Here is a 20763-nt window from a genome sequence, read left to right as displayed (position 1 = left end):
CAATTCCACGTCCTGGGCATGGCCTCATCGCTGGGGTAAAGCTCATGAACGATCTCTACCGCAAGGCAAAGGCGGATCCCTTTTTTTTGATGCATTTGAATCGTCTTATGCACCCGAAGGGGGCTACTGACGTGGACTTCATCGCTCTTCGCTATTCGGCTGAAGAGCAGTCGGAAACGGAAATAAGAGAGTGGCAGCATAGTCTCGATTACGTATGTGGCTGGCTGAGAAAGAATGAGGATAGGTCATCATGAATGCCGTGCGAGAGCTTCGCCGTCAGCTCGATAATTCATTTCCCGGTCGGTACGAACTCGATGTCGGAGCTGAACGAACGGCGATCATTCTAATCATCGATCCGTCATTTTCCGGAAAGACGCGACAGCAGCGTGTCATGCAAATCGAACCGCTACTCGATGAAGCAGGTCTGCGACCGGGGATCACTGAGCTTTATACGCCTGCCGAAGCCGATGAGCGCGGCATCGCCCTCTCGACGGATCAGATTATTGCCCCAGCGACTTGGGATACGGCGGTCTCCATGGTCGAATCCGGGCAGCGGCCTGTCGATGTCCAGCGGCCGCAACGCAAGCCGCGCCGAGTCATTTTTTACTCTTACAAGGGCGGCGTGGGTCGCACCACGGCCCTTGTGCATACGGCATTTCATCTTGCTCGTGCCGGCAAAAGGGTCGCAGTGATAGACCTGGACGTTGAGGCACCGGGACTCCATACGGTGCTTCCTCGCTCCGATCGAGCGCCCATCGTGGCCGGTCTTGTCGATTACCTTTGGGAGCGGCAGATACGCCCCTTCGATGAGGTCACTGACGAATGCCTGGAAACCTGTTTGGTCGGTACCCCAGCAGGGCAGGCCAAGGCGATCTCTTATGCAGTCGAGGATCCTGTCGCGCGCGCTCAGGTCCAAGTAATCCCGGCGGGTGCGGTGGGCGACGATTACGTTCGACGGCTGCATACGCTGTCCTTTGAGGACGTGCTGACGCGCTCCGACGATGCCTGGGCGCTGTTCGAGCAAGAATTAGCTGAACAACTCGATCCGGACTTCATGCTCATTGATGCGCGCACCGGCTTGGGCGATTGGGGCGGTCTGTCGCTGCTGCGGCTCGCGGACGAAGCCTTTCTCGTATTGTACCCTAGCGATCAGAACGGCGAAGGAATCCGTTTTGTGCGTGGGACACTCACGCAACTCCGGGAGATCCCCACCCACCTCGTTTTGTCGCCTATCCCCGAAGGCCCCCTTGGCAGGAAACTTGTGGATCAGTTCCTTCCACAACTCGGCCTGGAAGAAGACGACGAGCAGCCAGTTGAGATTCACTATAATCCAGGTATCGCTTCTGCCGGTGTTTACCCGGTAGAGACGGCCATGGCCAGCTATGCGCGGCTCGCCAACCTGATACTCGAAAGTGAGACGGAAGACCGCGTAGAAGCGACGATTCAACGGACGGACCGCTGGAAGATTATCGAGTCGCTGTCTTTTCCTCAGAGGGAGGCGAAGGCGATCGCGGCCAATGATTTTGAACTTTTTTTCCAAAAGACATCGGATTTTGATAAATTCCTCGACGATGCCCGTTGGGTTGTGCGCGGCCGCAAGGGAACCGGAAAATCGACGCTCTTTCATCTTTTTGTAGAGCATCAAGAGAACGCAGTCAAACGGGCGCGCGGACGGCTCGAGGGTATCGATGTACTTCCTGGTCATGGTCCGGCAGTTGGGGCTGAGTTTCGGCCGACAACCGACGTTTTTAATACCATTCGACGGAAGTTGATCGAAGGCGAAGACGATTGGTTATCACTCTGGCGCGCCTATGCGATTATTCGAGTCTTTTGCTCCGTGAAGCGCGCGCTCGTCGAATCGCTGCTGAAGGGACCAGACATGAAGGCCCTGCACCAGCATCTGTTCGCATGCTTCACTGTGGAGCCGGGCGGGTACTGGCGATCAACGCACACCACCGGTCTCCTCGAGCTCCTAGGTGAGCCATTCAAAGGACTCTGTCGGGATCTTATGATTGATCTGAATACGGAGTTGGGGCGGGCGGGGCGGAAACTTTGGTTGCTCTATGATGACCTTGATCAGGACATCAAGGAAGAGAGTTCCTGGCAGGGCGAAGCGTTGAGCGGTTTGCTGCGGCTTGCATACGATTCAAACAATCAGGGTCTCCACAATGTCCGTTTCAAGGTCTTCCTCCGTGAAGACATCTGGAGCGCCTTGGTATTCACTAACAAAAGCCATTTCGGCGATCCTCGGACCCTTGAACTGAAGTGGAACCGGGATGATTTTCTACGTCTCGCCTACCGGCTGGCGACTGGCGCCTCGGCCGAATTTCGGGCGTTAGCTCAACGCCAGTTTCCTTTAACCGATACTGAGGTCGACTCAGCTGGTGAGGAGGACCTACGGCGGGCGTTGGCGCCGCTCTGGGGGCTGAATCAAGAGAAGGGCAAAAAGGCATTTGCGGCAAGATGGGTCTACTCAAGAATGACCGACTCCCAGGACAACACCTATCCGCGATCACTGACGGTTTTATTGAATACGGCGCGAGAAGAAGAGTTGCGTAGACGCAATGACAAACAGGTTCCATCCGACCGCCTTTTCAGTCGCCCTTCAATGCAGGCGGGGCTAAAGTCCGCCTCCGAAGCGCGGGTAAATGAACTTAAGAATGAGTTTCCCAAACTCCGTCCTTTTCTCGATTATGTCAAGAAAGATAAAGCCCTGCGATCGCAATTCTCCCGCGGCGAACTCGAGACCGCCTGGAAAAAGACATCGCCGAGCGAAGACGCAACCTTGGATTCCTTCATTGCGCAACTCGACACGGCAGGGTTGCTGGTGAAGAAGGCGCGCGGCGCAACTTACGACTTCGGTATCGCCAGTCTCTATATCGATGGTCTCGGGATCACGCGCGTACAGGGCGAGAACAAGTAGTCAGTTGGCGGCGTCATAGATTTTTTTCGTAAGAAACGCAAGTGTGGCGCGTATTAAGACGCCCCGAGGTCCTGGCAACCACCCTGGCCGGTGCCGGTATTCTCATGGTCACCATGGGTGCCCGCCAGTCGCTGGGCCTCTTTGTGGCCCCGATCGATACGACGACCGGGTTGGGCCTCGTCACCATCAGCCTGGCCCTGGCGATCGGTCAGTTCACCTGGGGGGCGATCCAGCCGATCGCCGGTGCCGTGGCTGACCGCTACGGCCCGCGTGCCGTATTGATCGGCGGCATTCTGGTAATGGCCTTGGGCAGCGCCATCACCCCGTTCATGGGGTCTGGTTTTGGGCTCATCGTCTCGCTGGGGCTGGTCTCGGCTATCGGCTCTGGGGCGAGTAGCTTTTCAGTGTTGATGGGGGCCGCCGCGGCGCGGTTGCCCGCCCAGGCGCGCGGTGCGGCCTCCGGGGTCATCAACGCCGGCGGCTCCTTTGGTCAATTCGTCTTCGCGCCTATCCTGCAACAACTGATTGCGCGGCTGGGCTGGATTGGCGCGATGTGGGCGATGGCGGTGATGACACTGGCCGCACTGCCGTTGGTCGGCCGGCTGACCACGCCGATCGCCACCCCGGTGGTCCACACCCATGGCGATCAGGGGCTGCGCCACGCCATCGCCACGGCCATGAAGGACCGCAGCTATCTGTTGCTGCATGCCGGCTTTTTCACCTGCGGCTTTCATATTGCGTTCCTGGTGACGCACCTGCCCGGCGAGGTGACCCTGTGCGGTCTGCCGGCCGCAGTCGCCAGTTGGTCGCTGGCCATCATCGGGCTGGCCAATATCTTCGGCAGTCTTTATGCCGGCTATTGCGTCTCCCACTATCGCAGCAAGTATGTCCTGGCGGCCATGTACGGATCGCGGGTGCTGTTGATCGCCTGGTACCTCTTGATGCCGCGGACCGAATGGACCTTTTATGCCTTTGCCGCTGGCCTGGGCTTCACCTGGCTCGCGACCGTGCCGCCCACCGCCGCCATCGTCGGCAAGCTATTCGGCATCCGCTATCTGGCCACCCTGTTCGGGCTGACCCTGCTGAGTCATCAGATCGGCGGCTTTTTCGGCGCCTGGCTGGGTGGGCTGACGATGATCCGCTTCGGCGATTACGGATGGATGTGGTACGCCGACATGGCGCTCGCCGCCCTGGCCGCCATCCTCAATCTGCCGATTCGGGAAGCGCCGGTGGTTCAGGTTCGGTGACGGCGTTTTCCAACCCCGGCAGGGACTCCATCGGCCAGCGCGCCCGGGGGGCGAAGCACAGGGGTTCGTGCTGACCGGCGCGCAGGCGCTGCCAGCCGGCGTAGGCGATCATGGCCCCGTTGTCGGTGCAGAGGCTGGGGCGCGGGTAATAGGTCTGGCCGCCGACCGCCGCGATGGCCTGGTCCATCTGTTGGCGCAGATAGCGGTTGGCGCTGACGCCGCCGGCCAGGATCAGGCGGCGGTGCCCGGTGACCTTCAAGGCCCGGCGGCACTTGATCACCAGGGTGTCCACCACCGCCTCCTCGAAGGCGCGGGCGATGTCGGCGCGCGTCTGCGCCGGGTCCGCGGCGCCCGGCAGCTCCTGGTGCAGGGTGTTGAGCGCGAAGGTCTTGAGCCCGCTGAAGCTGAAGTCGAGCCCGGGGCGGTCGGTCATGGGGCGGGGGAAGCGAAAGCGCCGCGGGTCGCCCTGCTCGGCCAGGCGTGCGAGTTCCGGGCCGCCGGGGTAGGGCAGGCCCAGGATCTTGGCGGTCTTGTCAAAGGCCTCGCCGGCCGCGTCGTCGAGCGATTCGCCGAGGATGCGGTAGCGTCCGACCCCCGCCACGTCCACCAGTTGGGTGTGGCCGCCGGAGACCAGCAGGGCGACGAAGGGGAAGGCTGGGGCCGGGTCCTCCAGTAGCGGCGCGAGCAGATGGCCCTCCATGTGATGGACGCCGATGGCCGGCACCCCCCAGGCCCAGGCCAGGCTGCGCCCCACCGCGGCGCCGACCAGCAGGGCGCCGATCAGCCCCGGGCCGGCGGTGTAGGCCACGCCGTCGACCGCGGTGAGTCCCGCGCCCTCCATCACCTCGCGGATCAGCGGCAGGGTCTTGCGCACGTGGTCGCGCGAGGCCAGTTCCGGCACCACGCCGCCATACTGCGCGTGGATCGCGGTCTGGCTGTAGACCGCGTGGGCCAGCAGTCCGCCGACCGAGTCGTAGATGGCCACGCCGGTCTCGTCACAAGAGGTCTCGATGCCGAGGACGCGCATGGGTGCTGCTCCGGGTGGCTGGCAACCGCGGAACGCGCGGCGGGTGGGGGAGGGGTGAGCGGTTATTTTAGCGCGAAAGCGCGAAAGCTTTGCAATCGCTTGCCACCTTCGGCTAGAATCCTAAGGCTGAATTTCCGCCCACCTATCCTCTGGAGACATAGGGACCCCATGCCCAGCGTTCGCGTCAAAGAAAACGAGCCATTTGAAGTTGCTATGCGTCGGTTCAAGCGCTCCTGCGAAAAGGCAGGGGTGTTGGCTGAGGTCCGTCGCCGCGAGTTCTACGAGAAGCCCACCTCCGAGCGCAAGCGCAAGAAGGCGGCCGCAGTGAAGCGTCACCACAAGAAGTTGCAGCGCGAATCGCGCCGGTGGGAGCGCCCGTACTAGTTTACGGTCGGCTTCCCTGACGGAAACCCCGGCGGCCGCGGCCCCGGGGACACCGGCATCGCCCCTCGGATCGGTTATCCAGCCGGTCGCGCGTCTTACCGGCGCCGAGGTCGGCGATGTCTGTTTTTGTTGAAATTCCATCTGCCCGAAGGATCCCATGCTCAAGTCTCAAGTCCAGGCCGACATGAAGACCGCCATGAAGGCGGGCGAGAAGACCCGTCTCGGGGTCATCCGGCTCATCCTCGCGGCCATCAAGCAGCGTGAGGTGGACGAGCGCATCGAGCTGGACGACACCCAGGTGTTGGCCGTGCTCGACAAGATGATGAAGCAGCGGCGCGACTCCATCGAGCAGTACGGCGCGGCCGGTCGTCAGGACCTGGTCGACGTGGAGCGCTTCGAGGTCGAGGTGATCCAGGGCTATCTGCCGGCGGCACTGAGCGAGGCCGAGTTGACCGCGCTGGTCGAGGCGGCGGTGACCGCCAGCGGTGCCGCGGCCTTGAGCGACATGGGCAAGGTGATGGCCGTGCTCAAGCCGCAGGTCCAGGGGCGCGCCGACATGGGCGCGGTCAGCGCGCTGGTCAAGCGCCGTCTCGGGGTCTGACGCAGGCTAGCTGCGGCGCATGGCCGGCAGAATCCCCCCGCAGTTCATTGATGACCTACTGGCCCGCACCGACATCGTCGAGCTGATCGGCGGGCGCATCCAACTGCGCAAGGGCGGCAAGGATTTCCAGGCCCGCTGCCCCTTCCACGACGAAAAGACCCCGTCCTTTACGGTCAGCCGTGAGAAGCAGTTTTATCACTGCTTCGGCTGCGGCGCCCACGGCACCGCCATCGGCTTCCTTATGGAGTACGACCGCCTCGGTTTCCGCGAGGCGATCGAGGACCTGGCCCGGCGCGCCGGGCTGGAGGTGCCGACTGAGGGCGCGCCCGCCCCCGCCGGCCCGGATCACGCGCCGCTCTACGCGGTGCTGGAGCAGGCGGCGCAGCTCTACCGCGGCCAATTGCGCGAGCACCCGCAGGCCCCGCAGGCCGTCGACTATCTGAAGGGCCGCGGCCTGAGCGGCGAGGTTGCCGCCCGCTATGGCGTGGGTTTTGCCCCGTCCGGGTGGGATTTCCTGCTGTCGCGGCTCGGCGGCGACCCGGCGGGGCGCGAGCGCCTGGCCCAGGCCGGACTCATCACCGAGCAGGACGGCAAGCGCTATGACCGCTTTCGCAGCCGCATCATGTTCCCGATCCGCGACCGCCGCGGGCGGGTCATTGGCTTCGGCGCCCGCGTGCTCGGGGATGGGAAGCCCAAGTATCTGAATTCACCGGAGACGCCGGTCTTCCACAAGGGGCGCGAGCTCTACGGGCTCTACGAGGTGACGCAGGCGCGCCGCAAGCTGGAGCGCCTCCTGGTGGTCGAGGGCTATCTGGACGCGATCGCGCTCGCCCAGTTCGGCATCGACTATGCGGTCGCCACGCTGGGTACCGCCACGACTGCCGACCACCTCCAGGTGTTGCTGCGCTCGGCCCCGGAGTTGGTGTTCTGTTTCGACGGGGATCGTGCCGGGCGCGCCGCGGCCTGGAAGGCCCTGGAGGCCGCGCTGCCGCTGGCCACCGGTAACCAGTCGCTGCGCTTCCTCTTTCTGCCCGAGGGGGAGGACCCGGATACCCTGGTCCGGGCCGAGGGTCAGGCGGCCTTCGAGCAGCGGCTTCAGAAGGCCGAAGACCTCTCGATTTTTCTGTTCAATCAACTGAAGGAAACCGTGGGCGACACGATCACGGGCGATGGCCCGATGCGCCTGACCGCCCTGGCAAAGCCGTTGATAGACAAAGTGCCTGCGGGCATATACCGAGATACGCTGAACGCTCGGCTGGCGAAGCTGACGGATATCGCCCCGCCGCCACAGGGACGCACGGCGGGGCCGCGGCGACGCGCGGCGCAGACGCAGCAGCCCACTCGGCTGAGTCTCGTCGCCCAAGCGATTGCGCTGTTGCTTGATCGTCCCCAATTAGCGACGGAGGTTGACTTGCTGCCGGACGACTGGCGGCGACTGGATAATCCCGGAGTCCAGGTCCTGGCCCAGTTGTTGGACACCATCGCCGTTTCGCCAACCATCAACACGGCGACCTTGGTCGAGCGTTGGCGCGAACACCCTCACTTCGACTATCTCCAGCGGCTCAGTGTGGCGCCCTTCCTAGACACGGTTCCAGTTGAGGGGCGTGCAGCAGAGTTCATTGGTGCCCTACAGGGATTGAGTAAGGAGGTGCGGGACGCCGAGCGCGTGCGCCCCCTCAATCGGCGTAGTACTGCGGATTGGACCGAAGAAATGCGTGAGCAAATGGACCGGGAGGCCGAGCAGGCAAGAATCCGGCGGCATTGAGCGGGATTGTCCGGATTGGCTGATCGTCCGTCTTGTGCTAAAATGGCCAGTTCCGCGCACGGCCCAGAACCGAAATAACGATGTCCGGCTGACCCTGCCTGTCCGGCCCGGTCTGTCCGAACTGTCCACTCGAGAATGGCAAGGTTACCCATGGATCAAGAACAGCAACAGTCCCAGCTGAAGCAGCTCATTGCCAAGGGCAAAGAGCAGGGGTTTCTGACCTACTCCGAGGTCAACGATCATCTGCCGCCCGGCATCGTCGAGCCCGAGCAGATCGAAGACATCGTTAGGATGATCAATGATATGGGGATCGCGGTCCACGAGACCGCGCCGGACATGATCGATCAGACCTTGAGCGACAACGCCGTCTCGGATGACGACGCGGCCGAGGCCGCCGCGGCCGCTATCGCCAGTGTCGACAGCGAGTTCGGCCGCACCACCGACCCGGTGCGCATGTACATGCGTGAGATGGGCACGGTGGAGCTGCTCACCCGTGAGGGCGAACTGAAGATCGCCAAGCGTATCGAGGAGGGCCTGAACCAGGTCCTGTCATCGCTCTCGGTCTATCCGCGCTCGGTGCAGAAGCTGCTCGAGATCTTCGACCGGGTCGAGCGCGAGGGGACCCGCCTGGCCGATGTGATCTCCGGGTTCAACGACCCCGAGGTTGAGCCGGTGCCGACCCCGGCGGCCGCCGCCGCGGCGGCCCCTGTGGCGGAGGTCCAAGAGGCGGTGGCCGAGGGCGACGCCGACGCCGATAGCGACGATGCGGCGGCGGACGAGGAAGAGACGGTCGTCGTCGATACCGGCCCTGACCCGGAAGAGGTTGCGCGACGTGTGCGGCTGTTGCGCGAACGCTTCGTCCTGCTCACGGCCAGTCTGGAGCAGTACGGGCGCGACGACCCCCGCTCCCGCGCCGCCATGGCCGAGGTCTCCGAGGTATTCCTCCAGTTCAAGCTGGTGGCCGCCGTCTTCCAAGAATTGACCCAGATCCTGCGCGCCACCATCGAGCGTATTCGCGGCCAGGAAAAGGTCATCATGGGGCTGTGCGTGGATCAATCCGGCGGCATGACCCGCAAACAGTTCATCGAAAGCTTCCCGGACAACGAAACCAACCCCGCTTGGTTGGATCAGCAACTCGCGAGCGGTCAGCGCTATGTGGCGCGGCTCACCGAGGTCGCCCCCGATATTCGCCGCGCCCAACGCAAGCTCCAGGACGTGGAGCGCGAGAACTTCCTGACCATCGGTGAGATCAAGGATGTCAACCGCAAGATGTCCATCGGCGAGGCCAAGGCCCGTCGCGCCAAGAAGGAAATGGTGGAGGCCAATCTGCGGCTGGTCATCTCGATCGCCAAGAAATACACAAACCGCGGTCTGCAATTCCTGGACCTGATCCAGGAGGGCAACATCGGTCTGATGAAGGCGGTGGACAAGTTCGAGTATCGCCGCGGCTACAAGTTCTCGACCTATGCCACCTGGTGGATTCGCCAGGCGATCACCCGCTCGATTGCCGATCAGGCGCGCACCATCCGCATCCCGGTGCATATGATCGAGACGATTAACAAGCTCAACCGGATCTCCCGGCAGATGATCCAGGAGATGGGGCGCGAGGCGACCCCGGAAGAGTTGGCCCAGCGCATGGAGATGCCCGAGGACAAGGTCCGTAAGGTGTTGAAGATCGCCAAGGAGCCCATTTCGATGGAGACCCCGATCGGCGACGACGAGGACTCCCACCTGGGCGACTTCATCGAAGACGCGGGCGTCATCTCTCCGGTAGAATCCGCCACCATGGAAGGGCTGCGCGAGGCGACCCAGAACATGCTGGCCAGTCTCACCTCGCGCGAGGCCAAGGTGCTGCGTATGCGCTTCGGCATCGATATGAATACCGACCACACCCTGGAGGAGGTCGGCAAGCAATTCGATGTGACCCGTGAGCGTATCCGCCAGATCGAGGCCAAGGCGCTGCGCAAACTGCGCCACCCGACCCGGTCCGAGAAGCTCAAGAGCTTCCTCGATAACGACTGATCGTCGGGTGCGCCGTTGGGGTCGCCCCATCGGGGCGGTGGCTGCGCGCGGCGCCCCCGACATGATAAAGATATAATGCGAAGCGAATGGCGCGCTGGGGCGTTGAACCAGCGTGCTGAATCAGGGATGATCCCGCGCCAATAGTTTCTCATGGGCCGTTAGCTCAGCGGTTAGAGCAGGGGACTCATAATCCCTTGGTCCAAGGTTCAAATCCTTGACGGCCCACCATTTTCTGCAATCATAGCGACCTCGCCTCAATCGCCGCGGAGCCAGTCGATGATCGAGCGTATTACCATGGACCCCGCCATCTGCCACGGTAAGCCCTGTATTCGCGGGTTGCGCTATCCGGTCGAGACGGTTCTGGAATGGCTGGCCGGTGGGATGAGCATCGACGACATCCTGGCTGACTATGAGGACCTGACACGCGAGGACGTCCTTGCCGCTCTGGCCTTTTGAATCGCGACCTACTGATCATTCACGAGTGATCGGCCGTGCGGACTGGGTGTTTACGGGCCGGCGGTGGCGAACGCGAAGCCCGGCCGACGGCGCAGGGCGGTTCTTCATCTGCCTTTCGGCTTGCGGCAGCGCGGCCAACACCACGTCACCCTCGCTCACTGGCGCTTTAGGTCGGCCGGGCCATAGTCCGGCTCGTCGTCGTCATAGGCCTCAGCCAGGCCGGACAGCGACAGCTCCGCCCACAAGGCGCGCTCATCGTCCTGGCCGGGCTCCACCAGGGTGACCAGCAAGCGGGCGTTGAAAGGAATTTGGTAGGGCTCATCCAGAAGTATCGACCGCCCATCGAAATGGGCCTTGAGTGTGACGCTGATCATGGTCACGCGTCCTGGGCATACACACTACGCCCGGCGCCGTAATAGGCGTCATAGACATGCTGAAACACCGCGCTGGTCTTTTCCTCGAATAGCTCGGGCGTGTAGGCGCGCGGCAGGCCCAGATCCAGCAGCTTCTCGATGGTCACCCGCACCTGCGCGCGCGCCTGTTGGCGCTGGCGCCAGTCCAGCACCAGCTTGCCGGCCTTAAGCTGTGCCAGCAGCTCCCGGGCGGTGGCCTTGACCTTGTCCCGGTCGGCGTCGTTCAGGTCGATCTGGGGCTTGGTCAGCAGATCGAAGAGGGCCAATTCCTCCTCGTCCAATTGCTCGCCCAGGCCCCGGCGCTCTTCCTCGTTCAAGTGCTGCGCGAAGGCCACCAGTTGTTGGAAGAACGCCTCGGCGTTGAGGCTGCCGGCATTGTAGGCGTCGATCAGCGCCTGGAACTCCTCCAGGTAGTCCATGCGCGTGCGGTTGAGCCGCACCATGGCCATGAGCTTCTGGGCCACCTGCCCCTTGAGCCGTTCGTTGAGGGTGCGCCGGCGGCCGGTCTTGAAGGGTCTGCGCCAGCGCTGCAAAGTCGATCCCGCTGAGGGCCACCCAAGGCCCCTCGCCCGGGCGCGCGCCGGCCTCGTGGATCACATAGCCCTCGGTGGCGATGGAGCGGTCGAGCAGCGCCTCCACCTGCTGCATCACCTGTGAGATGTCGGCCGGTGGCGTCAGGGCGCGCATCTTGTCCGCGATGACCGCCACCGGCGCCACTGCGACGGCGAACGCCTGCGCGGCCGGGTCCGGCAGCACGGCCTTGTAGAGCCGCTGCACCGCATTGGCCAGGTCGAGATAGCGACGCTGGAGCGCATCGGTGGCGATCAGGGCCTCCACCGCGTCGTCGAGCAACTCGATACGGGCAAAACCCGCGGCGGACTGGATGGCCGCCAGGTCCACCGCCTGCTGGTGACAGAGTCCACTGGTTTCGCCCAGCACCTGGCGCAGGGCCGCGACCAGCGCGGCCTTGTCCTCGACTGGCTTGCCCGTGCCGCCGCCGTCGGCACCCGGTGCGCCATAGATGGCCAGCGCGCGTTCCAGGCTGCGGAAGACCCCCGCATAGTCCACGATCAGTCCGCTCACCTTGCCGGGGTAGACCCGGTTGGCGCGGGCGATGGTCTGCATCAGGGTGTGATTGCGCATCGGCTTGTCGAGATAAAGGGTGGAACAGCTCGGTACGTCGAAGCCGGTCATCCACATGGCGCAGACGAAGACCAGTCGGAAGGGGTCCGCGGGGTCTTTGAAGCGGGTTTCCAGGTCCTCCTCGACCATGCGCTTGCGGTGTGGCCGGATGTCCAGTCCCTTGTCTTTCATCTGCGCTATCTCATTCTGGCCTTGCGAGACCACCACGGCCATGTCGGTTTCCTTGAGTAGCGCGATACGCTCCCCAAGCGCCCGCCGGGTATCCTCGTCCGCCCCGGCCAGTTGCGCCTGCGCGGCGGCCAATCGCTCGCCCCAATGTCGCTTCACCTTGTCATACATCCGAATGGCCGTGGCCTTGTCGATACAGATCATCATCGCCTTGCCCTGGAAGCCGCGCCCGATGAAATGGCTCACCAGGTCCTTGGCCACTGCCTCCAGCCGATCGTCGCGGGTGAGCAGGTGATACTCGCGGGCGAGTTCGCGCTCCAGCTTCGCCTCCTGGGCCGGGTCCAGCGCCGCCGCCTCCAGCAGGCGTTCCATGTCCGCGTTGAGGTCGTCGTTGGTGAGTTGTAGCTCGGGGATGCGGTTCTCGTAATAGAGCGGCACCGTCGCACCGTCCGCCACCGACTGGCGGAAGTCATAGACGCTGATGTAATCGCCGAAGACCTGCCTGGTCTTCTCCTCGCCCACGATCAAGGGCGTGCCGGTGAAGGCCAGAAAGGCGGCATTGGGCAGGGCCGTGCGCATATTGAGCGCCAGGGTGTCGTACTGGCTGCGATGGGCCTCGTCGGTGATGACGATGATATCGCGGCGCTCCGAGAGCACCGGGTGGACCTCGCCCGGCTCGGTGCGGAACTTGTGGATCAGGGTGAAGACATAGCGATGGTCCTCCCTGAGCAACTGGCGCAGGTGCTTGCTGCTTTCCGCCTGGGCGCGGCCCTCGGTCACCACCCCCGCCGAGGCGAAGTGCTTGTAGATCTGCCCGTCCAGCTCCTGGCGGTCGGTGATGATGACGAAGGTCCAGTTGCCCGGGACCTTGCGCAGCACCTTTTGCGCAAAGAACAGCATGGCGATACTCTTGCCGCTGCCCTGGGTATGCCAGAACACGCCCAGCCGGCCATCGCGGGTGCGGACGACCCTCAGGGCCTGCATCGCATTATTGACGCCCAGGTACTGGTGGTTCTTCGCCGTCAGCTTGATCAAGCCGCCGGGGACCTCCTGGAAGAGTGTGAAGTTCTCCACCAGGTCCAGAAAGCGCACCGGGTCGCAGACCCCGCGCAGCATGGTCTCGAGCGACACCCGGCCGGGCTCGGACTCGCGGCCGACCTTCTTCCACTCGGCAAAGTGCTCCCAGCCGGCGGTGATGCTGCCCACCCGGCTCTGGCTGCCGTTGGAGAGGATGATCAATGCATTGGGCCAGAAGAGTTGGGGTACCGTATCCTTGTAGTCGCGCAGGTTGCCGGTAAAGGCCGTCTCCAGGCGGCGATGGCCGCCTTGAGCTCGATGAAGAGCAGCGGGAGGCCGTTGACGAAGCCTACCAGGTCTGCCCGGCGGGTGTGCATCTCACCGGTGATCCAGAGTTGGGAGCAGAGCAGAAAGTCGTTGTTGACCGGCGCGTCCCAGTCGATGACCCGCATCAGCTCAATGGTCTCGCCGTCGCCCTGCGGGTCGGGCAGCGGGACCCGCACCCCGTCCTTGAGCAGTTGGTAAAGCTCGCGATTGGCGGCGGCGGGACTCAGGCGCGAGCGGTCGCGCGCGATTTCTTCGATGGCTTGGTGGATGGCCTCGGGCGGCGCCTGCGGGTTGAGCCGCAGCAGGGCCAGGCGCAGCGAGGACTTGAGGATGACCTCGGCCCTGGTCTCCCGGCCCAGGCAGCTGGCACCCTGGTCGAATTCGCCATAGGCGCAGACCGTGCTCCAACCCAGTTCGGCCAGCAGGGCGATGGCCGGCTGCTCGACCAGTGAATCCTCGGTGTAGCCGGCGGGGCTCATGGTTCATCCTCACTTGCGGGCAAATAGCTTGAATTGTCGGCCGTGTGCGCAGATACTTGTAACAGCTCATCTGCCATGCGTAGAAGGAGTAACGAAGCCGTCCTCCGGGGCGGCTTCAGCCTTTTCCAGTCCTGCTGCGCCGATAATCCTCATACTCTTTCAAAAGCTTACGCTGTCTGTGTGGCTGCTCGACCAGATAGGCCGTCCACGGCAAAACATAATTCCCGCGATCCGCCAGGATTACCAGATAGTTCTCCTGCTCGAACCACAGGCACACCCGTTCTTCCCGTCCACGCTGGTTACGCCAAACCTTCACGGCGGGGTCGGTATCGTGTTCGATGATCGGTCTTGGCCAACGAATCCTCTCGCAACGCCGAAAGTCGGGCGTGCGGTCCTCCTCGATTGCCCCTTCCTGAATCATGTGCCAAAAGGTTGCCTCTTTGCCATGGGTCTGCGGGTGTCGCTTGAGTCCGAGCCGCCGTCCCTGGAAGACCGGCTGGCTATCGACGAAGTCTTGCTTGAAATAGGCGTAGATGGCGTTTAGATAGGCATCCCAGTCGCCGCCGTGCTCCCCGAACAGCACCAGAGGCGGCAGCCAATTCGGCGCATTCGTCATCACTGAAACTCCGCTGCCTGCCACCGAAAGAGGTTGATCTTCTCCTCTCGCATCAGGGTGGTTCTGGCCAGCGTGTAGCCCGAGCGCCGCTGCATGCGGTCAATAAGCGCCATCTTACCGGCATTGCCCTTTAACCCGCGATTCAGGTAGCTGACTGCGCCAATCAGCAAGTCCGCCAGCTGCAGCTGTTCAATTTCATGGGAATGGACTAATTGCAGTTTCTCGATCACTTTCCGTGAAAAATCGTACATATTGTTGCACAAAACATCGTGTAGTTTAGCGGTCTTTCGCGCCCCGCGCGTATCCTTGATATCCACATAGACCCGGTATCGAGCATCCGGTCTGAAGATAACCTTCAGCATGTCAAAATACATCTTATAGTACCAGCCATCGTGGTCCTGACCGGGAAAAGCGTCATGTCGTAACCTGGACTTGTCGGGTACGATCAGGGCGCGGAAATGCAGATCGTCATCGTCGAAGAAGTAATCGATCAGGTCGAGATAGAGCGCTGTCTTAGCCGGTGAAACCTTGGTCCACTTCAGCTCGAACGGGGCCGGCATGCCATGTTTCCGCTTGATCTCGCGCAGGCGTACTGCGATCTCGTGCGTCTTATCCAGTGGGCACCAGATGGCTCCCAGCACCATCGCCTTCTGGTGATCATGTTGGAGATGGCAGGACTCATCACAGTAAATGTTGAAGATTTCGCTCATACCGCCGGCTCCTCGGTGACCGCGACATCCAGGTCCGATACATCCAGCTCGCCGGAGATCAGGCGGGGGAGGAGGAGGTCGCGGGTGCGGCGAAGCGTCGTGTTTCTATGCTCAAGAGTCTCGGAAAGCGAAAGCATCGGCAAGACGATTTCTTCAAAGCGAGTTGCGATATCCGGCGTTGGGCAGACGAAATGGTATTCTCCAATTTGATCGGGCAATAGGTGCAACACATTTGCGCCGTTTGCGTGCTGCTTCACTTCGTCAGCAAAGCCGGACCATCGAAGCATTGCGTACAAGTACGCCTCAGATAGTTTGCCTCGACTGGCTGCTCGGACAAGATCCATCGATAGGATGCCGAAATCGCTATCCAGGCGTGACACCCGGCCAACGCGGGCCACAATGCGACGCTCTTGTGTCATGTCTGTAATTGCCATGACCATTTCGCCGGCACGAACAGTTTGCGTGTCCTTGAATAATCCTGTGTATCTCTTGAGTCCGGATGACCGAAAACCGCCATCTCGTTCCATGCACTTGAGATTGATGAAGGGTCGGCCGCCTTCGTCAGCGAGTTCCGTACCCTTGTAGGATCGGCCTCGGTGTATGATGGCGATATCCGAAATGCTCGCAACCTGCCACTGCTCCGGAATTCTGCCGAGCGGAGAATCGGTAAAGCGGACTTGCTGATGCCCGGGAAAGCGGAACTTGACGAACCACTCACGGTAGAGGTTCTGCGCCATCTCCTCCAGGATCTTGATTCGCCGCAGGTTGTTCTCGATCAGGTCATCATAGGCCGAAAGAATCGCGGCGATCCGTTGCTGCGTCGTGAATGGAGGAAGATAAAAGGAGAACCCGAGAATTTGAGTTCCGCTGATATGAGGAACAGTCACGCCGGTAACTATAGGGCGGATGTAATCAGTAAACTGAGGACTTGCGATAAGATATCGCAAATAATCTGTGAAAAGGCCGTTCTTTCCTCTGAGTCTCGCAACGCGCTGTACCAGCAAACTCTTAGGTGACGATCGCTTGATCCACGCCCATTTCAAGCCGGATGGAATCCAGGGTCGATCCATGGCCAGAATGACATCACCTTCTTGCAGCCAGAACTTACCAAGATCTTGAGTAAGTGATCTTGGCCAGTGTTTGCAGTTATCCCAATCGATATATCCCTGTTGAACATCAGCTCCTTTGACGAGCGGCACATCAGATGGAACATCTGTAAACTGGTTGCTCTTGAACGCGAAGCCAGGTAACAAATCGACGTGTTGCTCAAGTGCTTTATTCGGCCAAGAAGATACCTTGCTCATTATTTGAAATCCATATTCTTGTCTCGTTCCCACGCTCCAGCGTGGGAATGCAGTCTTGGCCGCTCCAGCGGCCCGATGCCCGCGGGACGCTGGAGCGTCGGGACTTGCTCCCACGCTGGAGCGTGGGAGCTTGAACGATGATTAGGTGGCCGCATCATTCCGCCTCCAGCAACTTCGCCACATTCTCCGCAATCCGCTCTTCCAACTCCCGCGCCTCCGCGTTCAAGGTCTCCAACTCCTCATTCTGCTCCTCCAGCCGCTCCTTGAAGTCGAAGTCTTCCTCGGCACGGGCGGCTACGCCGACATAGCGTCCGGGGTTCAGGCTCCAGCCCTGGGCCTCGATCTCGGCCAGCGTCGCGACCTTGCACAGGCCGGCCACATCGGCATACCGGCGATCAGGGAAATGCTCGGCGATCGGGTCGGCGCTGTCGTGCAGGTTCTCGGCCGCCTCGCCGCGGTGCAGCCGCGCAATGTTCGCCAGAAACTCGATCTGCGCCGGGGTCCAGTCGCGGTGGGCGCGGTCGATCTGGCGGAAGAGGTGCCGGGCGTCGATGAAGAGCACGCCCTCGCGGATGTCGCTGTCGGCACGGTCGAAGAACCAGAGTGTGCAGGGCAGGGTGACGGTGTAGAAGAAGTTGGAGCCGACCGCGACCATGGTGTCGACCACGCCGGACTGGATGAGCTCTTTGCGGATCGCAAGCTCCGAGCCGCGGGCGTCGGAGGCGGAGTTGGCCATGACGAAGCCGGCACGGCCCTGGGCGTTCAGCGCGCTGTAGAAGAGCTGAATCCAGAGGTAATTGGCGTTGTCGGTGCGGGGCAGGGCGAAGGGGAAGCGCGGGTCGTCCTTGAGCCGCTCCTTGTCCACCCGGTCGACGTTGAATGGCGGATTGGCCATCACGAAGTCGAAGCGGCCGGTGGAGTCGTGCAGGTCTTCGTAATAGGCGTTGCCCTGGCGGATGTCGCCGGCCAGGCCGTGGACGGCCAGGTTCATCTTGCCCAGGCGCACGGTCTCGCCGACTTTTTCCTGTCCGAACACGGAGAGTTCCGCGCTGGGGTTCTTCTGGTGCTCGGCGACAAAACGGGCGCTCTGTACGAACATGCCGCCGGAGCCACAGGCGGGGTCGAAGATGCGGCCGTGGAAGGGCTCGATGATGGCGACGATGAGTTGGACGATGGCGGTGGGGGTGAAGAACTCGCCGCCCTTCTGACCCTCGCTCATGGCGAAGTGACCGAGGAAGTATTCGTAGATCCGGCCGAAGGCGTCCCCCTCAAGGTCCATCGGGACCGAGTTCAGGGTCTTGAGCAGCTCCTTGAGCAAGGCGTTGTCGAAGCGGTTGTAGGTCTTGGGCAGCACATCCTTCAGATCCGGATTGTCGGACTCGATGGCGCGCATGGCCTCGTTGATGGCGGCGCCGATGTTGGCCCCTTCCGGCAACTGGATCAGGGCCGAGAAGCGCGCCACCTCGGGCAGGTAGAGCACGCCGCGCGCCTGATAGTCGGCCGGACCGATCCGCCGCCGCCCGCTGCGGGCGCCCTCAAGTTCCTTGACGGTTGCCTGAAATTTGTGGTCGGCATAACGCAGGAAGACGAGGCCTAAGACCGGGACCGAGTACTCGGAGGACTTCAGCTTGGAGTTGGCCCGCAGCTCGTCCGCGGCATCCCATAGGCGGGCCTCGATGTCGGTTCCGTTCTGATTCATGATTTTTCCTGGGTCGGGCTAGCGCCGGGCTGGGACTATCAGCGTCTGTTAACCTAAACCGGCAGACGTTACCACGGAGCCCGCACGTGTGACTATTCTGGAAGGAACATCGGGCATCCCGGAAGTTGAACCTTGCCCGTGGGAGCGGCCTCCGGCCGCGAGGCGATGCCTCAGGTAGCCGGCCAGGTCCGGTCGCGGCGGAAGACCGCTCCCACGGGGTGCTGGGGCAAAATCCGCACAATGGGCGCTGGCCGGGGAACGGTTGCGCTGGTCCCCAGGCCCCGCGGGGGTGAAAATAGGGCGTCAGATACTCGTCCAGACCGCATGTCAGTGAGCCCAACCATCCCATGTCCAAGCCAGCCCCCGATCTCTCGCTCAAATACCTGAACCTGTTAGCGGAAAAACACCCGTCGATCCAGGCGGCCTCCACGGCCATCATCAACCTGACGGCCCTGCTGCAGCTGCCCAAGGGGACTGAGCATTTCCTCTCTGACGTACACGGTGAGCACGAGGCCTTCGGGCACGTGGTCCGTAATGGTGCCGGGTCGATCTGGCGCAAGATCGACGATATGTTCGGCAATGCGATGACCAAGTCGGAACGGCGCAATCTGGCGACGCTGATCTATTATCCCGAATTGAAGGCGCCACTGATGTTGCAGTCGGTGCCCGACAAGGACGAATGGAGTCGGCTGACGCTGATTCGTCTGGTGAAGTTCTGTCGCAGCCTCACTGCCAAGTTTCGCCGCGAGACGGTGCGCAACTTTCTGCACAGTCACGTGGCCGAAACCATCGAGGAGCTGCTGTACGACCAGGAGGGTGTCGAGTCCAAGGCGGCCTATTACCGCAGCCAGATCGATACCATCGTCGCCACCGGCAGCACACTCACCTTCATCACCGCGCTGGCCGAGCTGATTCAGCGCCTGGCGGTGGCCAAGCTGCATATCATCGGCGACATTTACGATCGCGGCCCGGGTGCCCACATCATTCTCGACTCGCTGATGCAATACCACCAGGTCGACATCCAGTGGGGCAATCACGATATCCTGTGGATGGGCGCGGCGGCCGGCAGCGATGCCTGTATCGCCAACGTGATCCGCTTCAGTCTGCGCTACGGCAACATGGAGACGCTGGAAAATGGCTATGGCATCAGTATGCTGCCATTGGCCTCGTTCGCGCTTGAAAACTACCGCGACGACCCCTGCGCCTTGTTCAGTCCCAAGCTGCCCAAGGACCACAGCTTTACCAGCCAAGAAGTCCGGCTGTTGGCACAGATGCAGAAGGCCATCGCCATTATCCAGTTCAAGCTGGAGAGCCAGGCGATCAAGCGCCGCCCGCACTATCTGATGAATGACCGCCTGTTGCTCGATAAGATCGACTATGCGCGCGGGGTGATCACCCTGGATGGGGTGGAACACCCGCTGCTCGATACCCTGTTTCCGACGATCGATCCGGCTAACCCCGATGTGTTGACGCCCGAAGAACGCGCGGTGATCCACAAGCTGCGGCAGTCCTTTGTCAATAGCCGCAAGCTCCAGCAGCACACCCGTTTCCTCTTTGCCAAGGGCAGCCTGTATCTGGTCCACGACGGCAATCTGCTCTATCACGGCTGCGTTGCCATGAACGACGATGGCGAGTTCCGCGCATTCAATGTCGACGGTGAGTCATTCACCGGCCGGGCCTTTCTCGACCGGGTCGACCGGCTCGCCCGGCAGGGTTATTTCGATATCGATAACCCGGCGCAGAAGCAATACGGCATGGATGTCATGTGGTTTCTGTGGTGCGCGCCCCAGTCGCCGCTGTTCGGCAAGGAGAAGATGGCCACCTTTGAGCGCTATTTTCTCACCGATAAGGCGACGCACGCCGAACGGCGCAACCCCTATTACTCGTTGCGCGACAATGAAGACAGCGCCCGCAAGATTCTCGTCGAATTCGGCCTGGACCCGGATCACGGCTGCATCATCAACGGCCATGTGCCGGTCAAGGTGGTCAAGGGCGAGCGGCCGATCAAGGCCAACGGCAAGCTGATCGTCATCGACGGCGGCTTCTCGCGCGCCTATCAGAAGGAGACCGGTATTGCCGGTTATACGCTGATTTCCAATTCGCGCTATCTGTTGCTGGCGGCCCACCAACCATTTGAAACGACTGATAAGGCGGTATCGGAGGAGCTCGATATCGACACCGAGATCGAGGTGATCCACACCTATCCGCGCCGGATGCTGATCGGCGACACCGACCGCGGGCGCGAAATCCAGGAAGAAATCGACGAATTGCATGCGCTGTTGCATGCCTATCGCGAGGGGTTGATCAAGGAGCACCGGCTCGACTAGTACCGCAGGATGAAAGTGCTCGGACCATGTCAAGCTAGGCTGCCAACGGCTTGCCTTGGTAGGTCCAGCGGAATGGTTTGGCCATTGTCTTGTTGAAATAGTCGATGAAGTTTTTGATTTTCTGGCAAAGGTCGT

17 protein-coding genes, 1 tRNA gene and 1 pseudogene are annotated in these 20763 nt (G+C 61.9%); 10 read left to right on the top strand and 9 right to left on the bottom strand.

What is annotated here, in order from left to right; all coding sequences use genetic code 11:
• Nucleotides 1–44: 44 nt before the first annotated feature.
• Genes QZX93_RS16310 through QZX93_RS16300 form a run of 3 tightly spaced genes read left to right on the top strand, consistent with a single transcriptional unit; the run spans nucleotide 45 to nucleotide 4170 of the window.
• A complete protein-coding gene (locus tag QZX93_RS16310; protein ID WP_295385434.1) occupies nucleotides 45–254 on the top strand; it encodes a hypothetical protein in 210 nt (69 codons plus the stop codon).
• A complete protein-coding gene (locus QZX93_RS16305) occupies nucleotides 251–2923 on the top strand; it encodes a P-loop NTPase (RefSeq protein ID WP_295385436.1) in 2673 nt (890 codons plus the stop codon). Before QZX93_RS16310 ends, QZX93_RS16305 begins: the two co-directional genes overlap by 4 nt.
• 41 nt (nucleotides 2924–2964) lie before the next feature.
• Entirely contained in the window at nucleotides 2965–4170 is a 1206-nt protein-coding gene (locus QZX93_RS16300) for an MFS transporter (protein WP_295385438.1), read from the top strand.
• On the opposite strand, the gene tsaD is transcribed toward QZX93_RS16300, so the two are convergent.
• Entirely contained in the window at nucleotides 4127–5197 is a 1071-nt protein-coding gene (gene tsaD, locus QZX93_RS16295; RefSeq protein ID WP_295385440.1) for a tRNA (adenosine(37)-N6)-threonylcarbamoyltransferase complex transferase subunit TsaD, read from the bottom strand. The genes QZX93_RS16300 and tsaD overlap by 44 nt on opposite strands.
• A 168-nt stretch (nucleotides 5198–5365) precedes the next feature.
• Between tsaD and rpsU the strand changes: the two genes are divergently transcribed.
• The 6 genes from rpsU to QZX93_RS16265 all read left to right on the top strand — a co-directional run bounded on the left by rpsU (nucleotide 5366) and on the right by QZX93_RS16265 (nucleotide 10425).
• Nucleotides 5366–5581 carry a 30S ribosomal protein S21 gene (gene rpsU, locus QZX93_RS16290; protein WP_100920841.1) on the top strand — a complete coding sequence of 72 codons (216 nt, stop codon included), beginning with the start codon at nucleotides 5366–5368 and terminating at the stop codon, nucleotides 5579–5581.
• 157 nt (nucleotides 5582–5738) lie between these two features.
• Nucleotides 5739–6182, top strand: coding sequence for a GatB/YqeY domain-containing protein (locus QZX93_RS16285; RefSeq protein ID WP_295385444.1), 444 nt, complete (start codon nucleotides 5739–5741; stop codon nucleotides 6180–6182).
• A gap of 19 nt (nucleotides 6183–6201) precedes the next feature.
• Complete coding sequence (gene dnaG / locus QZX93_RS16280) at nucleotides 6202–7947, top strand: DNA primase (RefSeq protein ID WP_295385446.1); 1746 nt, start codon at nucleotides 6202–6204, stop codon at nucleotides 7945–7947.
• A gap of 150 nt (nucleotides 7948–8097) precedes the next feature.
• Complete coding sequence (gene rpoD, locus QZX93_RS16275; RefSeq protein WP_295385448.1) at nucleotides 8098–9969, top strand: RNA polymerase sigma factor RpoD; 1872 nt, start codon at nucleotides 8098–8100, stop codon at nucleotides 9967–9969.
• 152 nt (nucleotides 9970–10121) lie between these two features.
• Nucleotides 10122–10197 (top strand) — tRNA-Ile (locus QZX93_RS16270).
• Between the two features lie 66 nt (nucleotides 10198–10263).
• A complete protein-coding gene (locus QZX93_RS16265) occupies nucleotides 10264–10425 on the top strand; it encodes a DUF433 domain-containing protein (protein ID WP_295385462.1) in 162 nt (53 codons plus the stop codon).
• Nucleotides 10426–10580: 155 nt separating this feature from the next.
• On the opposite strand, the gene QZX93_RS16260 is transcribed toward QZX93_RS16265, so the two are convergent.
• The 8 genes and pseudogenes from QZX93_RS16260 to QZX93_RS16225 form a co-directional block, all read right to left on the bottom strand.
• Nucleotides 10581–10799 (bottom strand): hypothetical protein, encoded by a 219-nt coding sequence (locus tag QZX93_RS16260; protein WP_295385450.1) that lies wholly within the window; start codon nucleotides 10797–10799, stop codon nucleotides 10581–10583.
• 2 nt (nucleotides 10800–10801) lie between these two features.
• On the bottom strand, nucleotides 10802–11281 hold the full coding sequence (locus tag QZX93_RS16255; RefSeq protein WP_366760537.1) for a type I restriction enzyme endonuclease domain-containing protein: 480 nt from the start codon (nucleotides 11279–11281) through the stop codon (nucleotides 10802–10804).
• Nucleotides 11282–11492: 211 nt separating this feature from the next.
• Nucleotides 11493–13436 (bottom strand): annotated as a pseudogene (locus QZX93_RS16250) (type I restriction endonuclease subunit R); the annotation flags it as partial.
• Complete coding sequence (locus QZX93_RS16245; protein WP_295394768.1) at nucleotides 13385–13972, bottom strand: type I restriction endonuclease; 588 nt, start codon at nucleotides 13970–13972, stop codon at nucleotides 13385–13387. The pseudogene QZX93_RS16250 and the gene QZX93_RS16245, both read right to left, overlap by 52 nt.
• Before the next feature lie 115 nt (nucleotides 13973–14087).
• Complete coding sequence (locus QZX93_RS16240; RefSeq protein WP_295394766.1) at nucleotides 14088–14591, bottom strand: hypothetical protein; 504 nt, start codon at nucleotides 14589–14591, stop codon at nucleotides 14088–14090.
• Entirely contained in the window at nucleotides 14588–15298 is a 711-nt protein-coding gene (locus QZX93_RS16235; protein ID WP_295394763.1) for a DUF3800 domain-containing protein, read from the bottom strand. Before QZX93_RS16235 ends, QZX93_RS16240 begins: the two co-directional genes overlap by 4 nt.
• On the bottom strand, nucleotides 15295–16602 hold the full coding sequence (locus QZX93_RS16230) for a restriction endonuclease subunit S (protein WP_295394761.1): 1308 nt from the start codon (nucleotides 16600–16602) through the stop codon (nucleotides 15295–15297). Before QZX93_RS16230 ends, QZX93_RS16235 begins: the two co-directional genes overlap by 4 nt.
• Before the next feature lie 154 nt (nucleotides 16603–16756).
• Nucleotides 16757–18301, bottom strand: coding sequence for a class I SAM-dependent DNA methyltransferase (locus QZX93_RS16225; protein WP_295394759.1), 1545 nt, complete (start codon nucleotides 18299–18301; stop codon nucleotides 16757–16759).
• A 347-nt stretch (nucleotides 18302–18648) separates the two neighbouring features.
• Here QZX93_RS16225 and QZX93_RS16220 point away from each other — a divergent pair, with 347 nt between their 5' ends.
• On the top strand, nucleotides 18649–20628 hold the full coding sequence (locus tag QZX93_RS16220) for a fructose-1,6-bisphosphatase (protein WP_295394756.1): 1980 nt from the start codon (nucleotides 18649–18651) through the stop codon (nucleotides 20626–20628).
• Nucleotides 20629–20763 lie beyond the last annotated feature (135 nt).

Source organism: uncultured Thiodictyon sp., assembly GCF_903946935.1.
In the GTDB taxonomy this organism is placed as follows: Bacteria; Pseudomonadota; Gammaproteobacteria; order Chromatiales; family Chromatiaceae; genus Thiodictyon.
The sequence above is the reverse complement of the archived record's forward strand: the minus strand, read 5'-3'. Positions and strand labels throughout refer to the sequence as shown.

Excerpts from the sequence above, each read along its gene's own strand:
- QZX93_RS16310 (WP_295385434.1), top strand. The coding sequence starts at position 45 with ATGAACGATCTCTACCGCAAGGCAAAGGCGGATCCCTTTTTTTTGATG.
- QZX93_RS16305 (WP_295385436.1), top strand. The coding sequence starts at position 251 with ATGAATGCCGTGCGAGAGCTTCGCCGTCAGCTCGATAATTCATTTCCC.
- tsaD (WP_295385440.1), bottom strand. The coding sequence starts at position 5,197 with ATGCGCGTCCTCGGCATCGAGACCTCTTGTGACGAGACCGGCGTGGCC.
- rpsU (WP_100920841.1), top strand. The coding sequence starts at position 5,366 with ATGCCCAGCGTTCGCGTCAAAGAAAACGAGCCATTTGAAGTTGCTATG.
- QZX93_RS16285 (WP_295385444.1), top strand. The coding sequence starts at position 5,739 with ATGCTCAAGTCTCAAGTCCAGGCCGACATGAAGACCGCCATGAAGGCG.
- dnaG (WP_295385446.1), top strand. The coding sequence starts at position 6,202 with ATGGCCGGCAGAATCCCCCCGCAGTTCATTGATGACCTACTGGCCCGC.
- rpoD (WP_295385448.1), top strand. The coding sequence starts at position 8,098 with ATGGATCAAGAACAGCAACAGTCCCAGCTGAAGCAGCTCATTGCCAAG.
- QZX93_RS16265 (WP_295385462.1), top strand. The coding sequence starts at position 10,264 with ATGGACCCCGCCATCTGCCACGGTAAGCCCTGTATTCGCGGGTTGCGC.
- QZX93_RS16260 (WP_295385450.1), bottom strand. The coding sequence starts at position 10,799 with ATGATCAGCGTCACACTCAAGGCCCATTTCGATGGGCGGTCGATACTT.
- QZX93_RS16255 (WP_366760537.1), bottom strand. The coding sequence starts at position 11,281 with ATGGTGCGGCTCAACCGCACGCGCATGGACTACCTGGAGGAGTTCCAG.
- QZX93_RS16245 (WP_295394768.1), bottom strand. The coding sequence starts at position 13,972 with ATGAGCCCCGCCGGCTACACCGAGGATTCACTGGTCGAGCAGCCGGCC.
- QZX93_RS16235 (WP_295394763.1), bottom strand. The coding sequence starts at position 15,298 with ATGAGCGAAATCTTCAACATTTACTGTGATGAGTCCTGCCATCTCCAA.
- QZX93_RS16230 (WP_295394761.1), bottom strand. The coding sequence starts at position 16,602 with ATGAGCAAGGTATCTTCTTGGCCGAATAAAGCACTTGAGCAACACGTC.
- QZX93_RS16225 (WP_295394759.1), bottom strand. The coding sequence starts at position 18,301 with ATGAATCAGAACGGAACCGACATCGAGGCCCGCCTATGGGATGCCGCG.
- QZX93_RS16220 (WP_295394756.1), top strand. The coding sequence starts at position 18,649 with ATGTCCAAGCCAGCCCCCGATCTCTCGCTCAAATACCTGAACCTGTTA.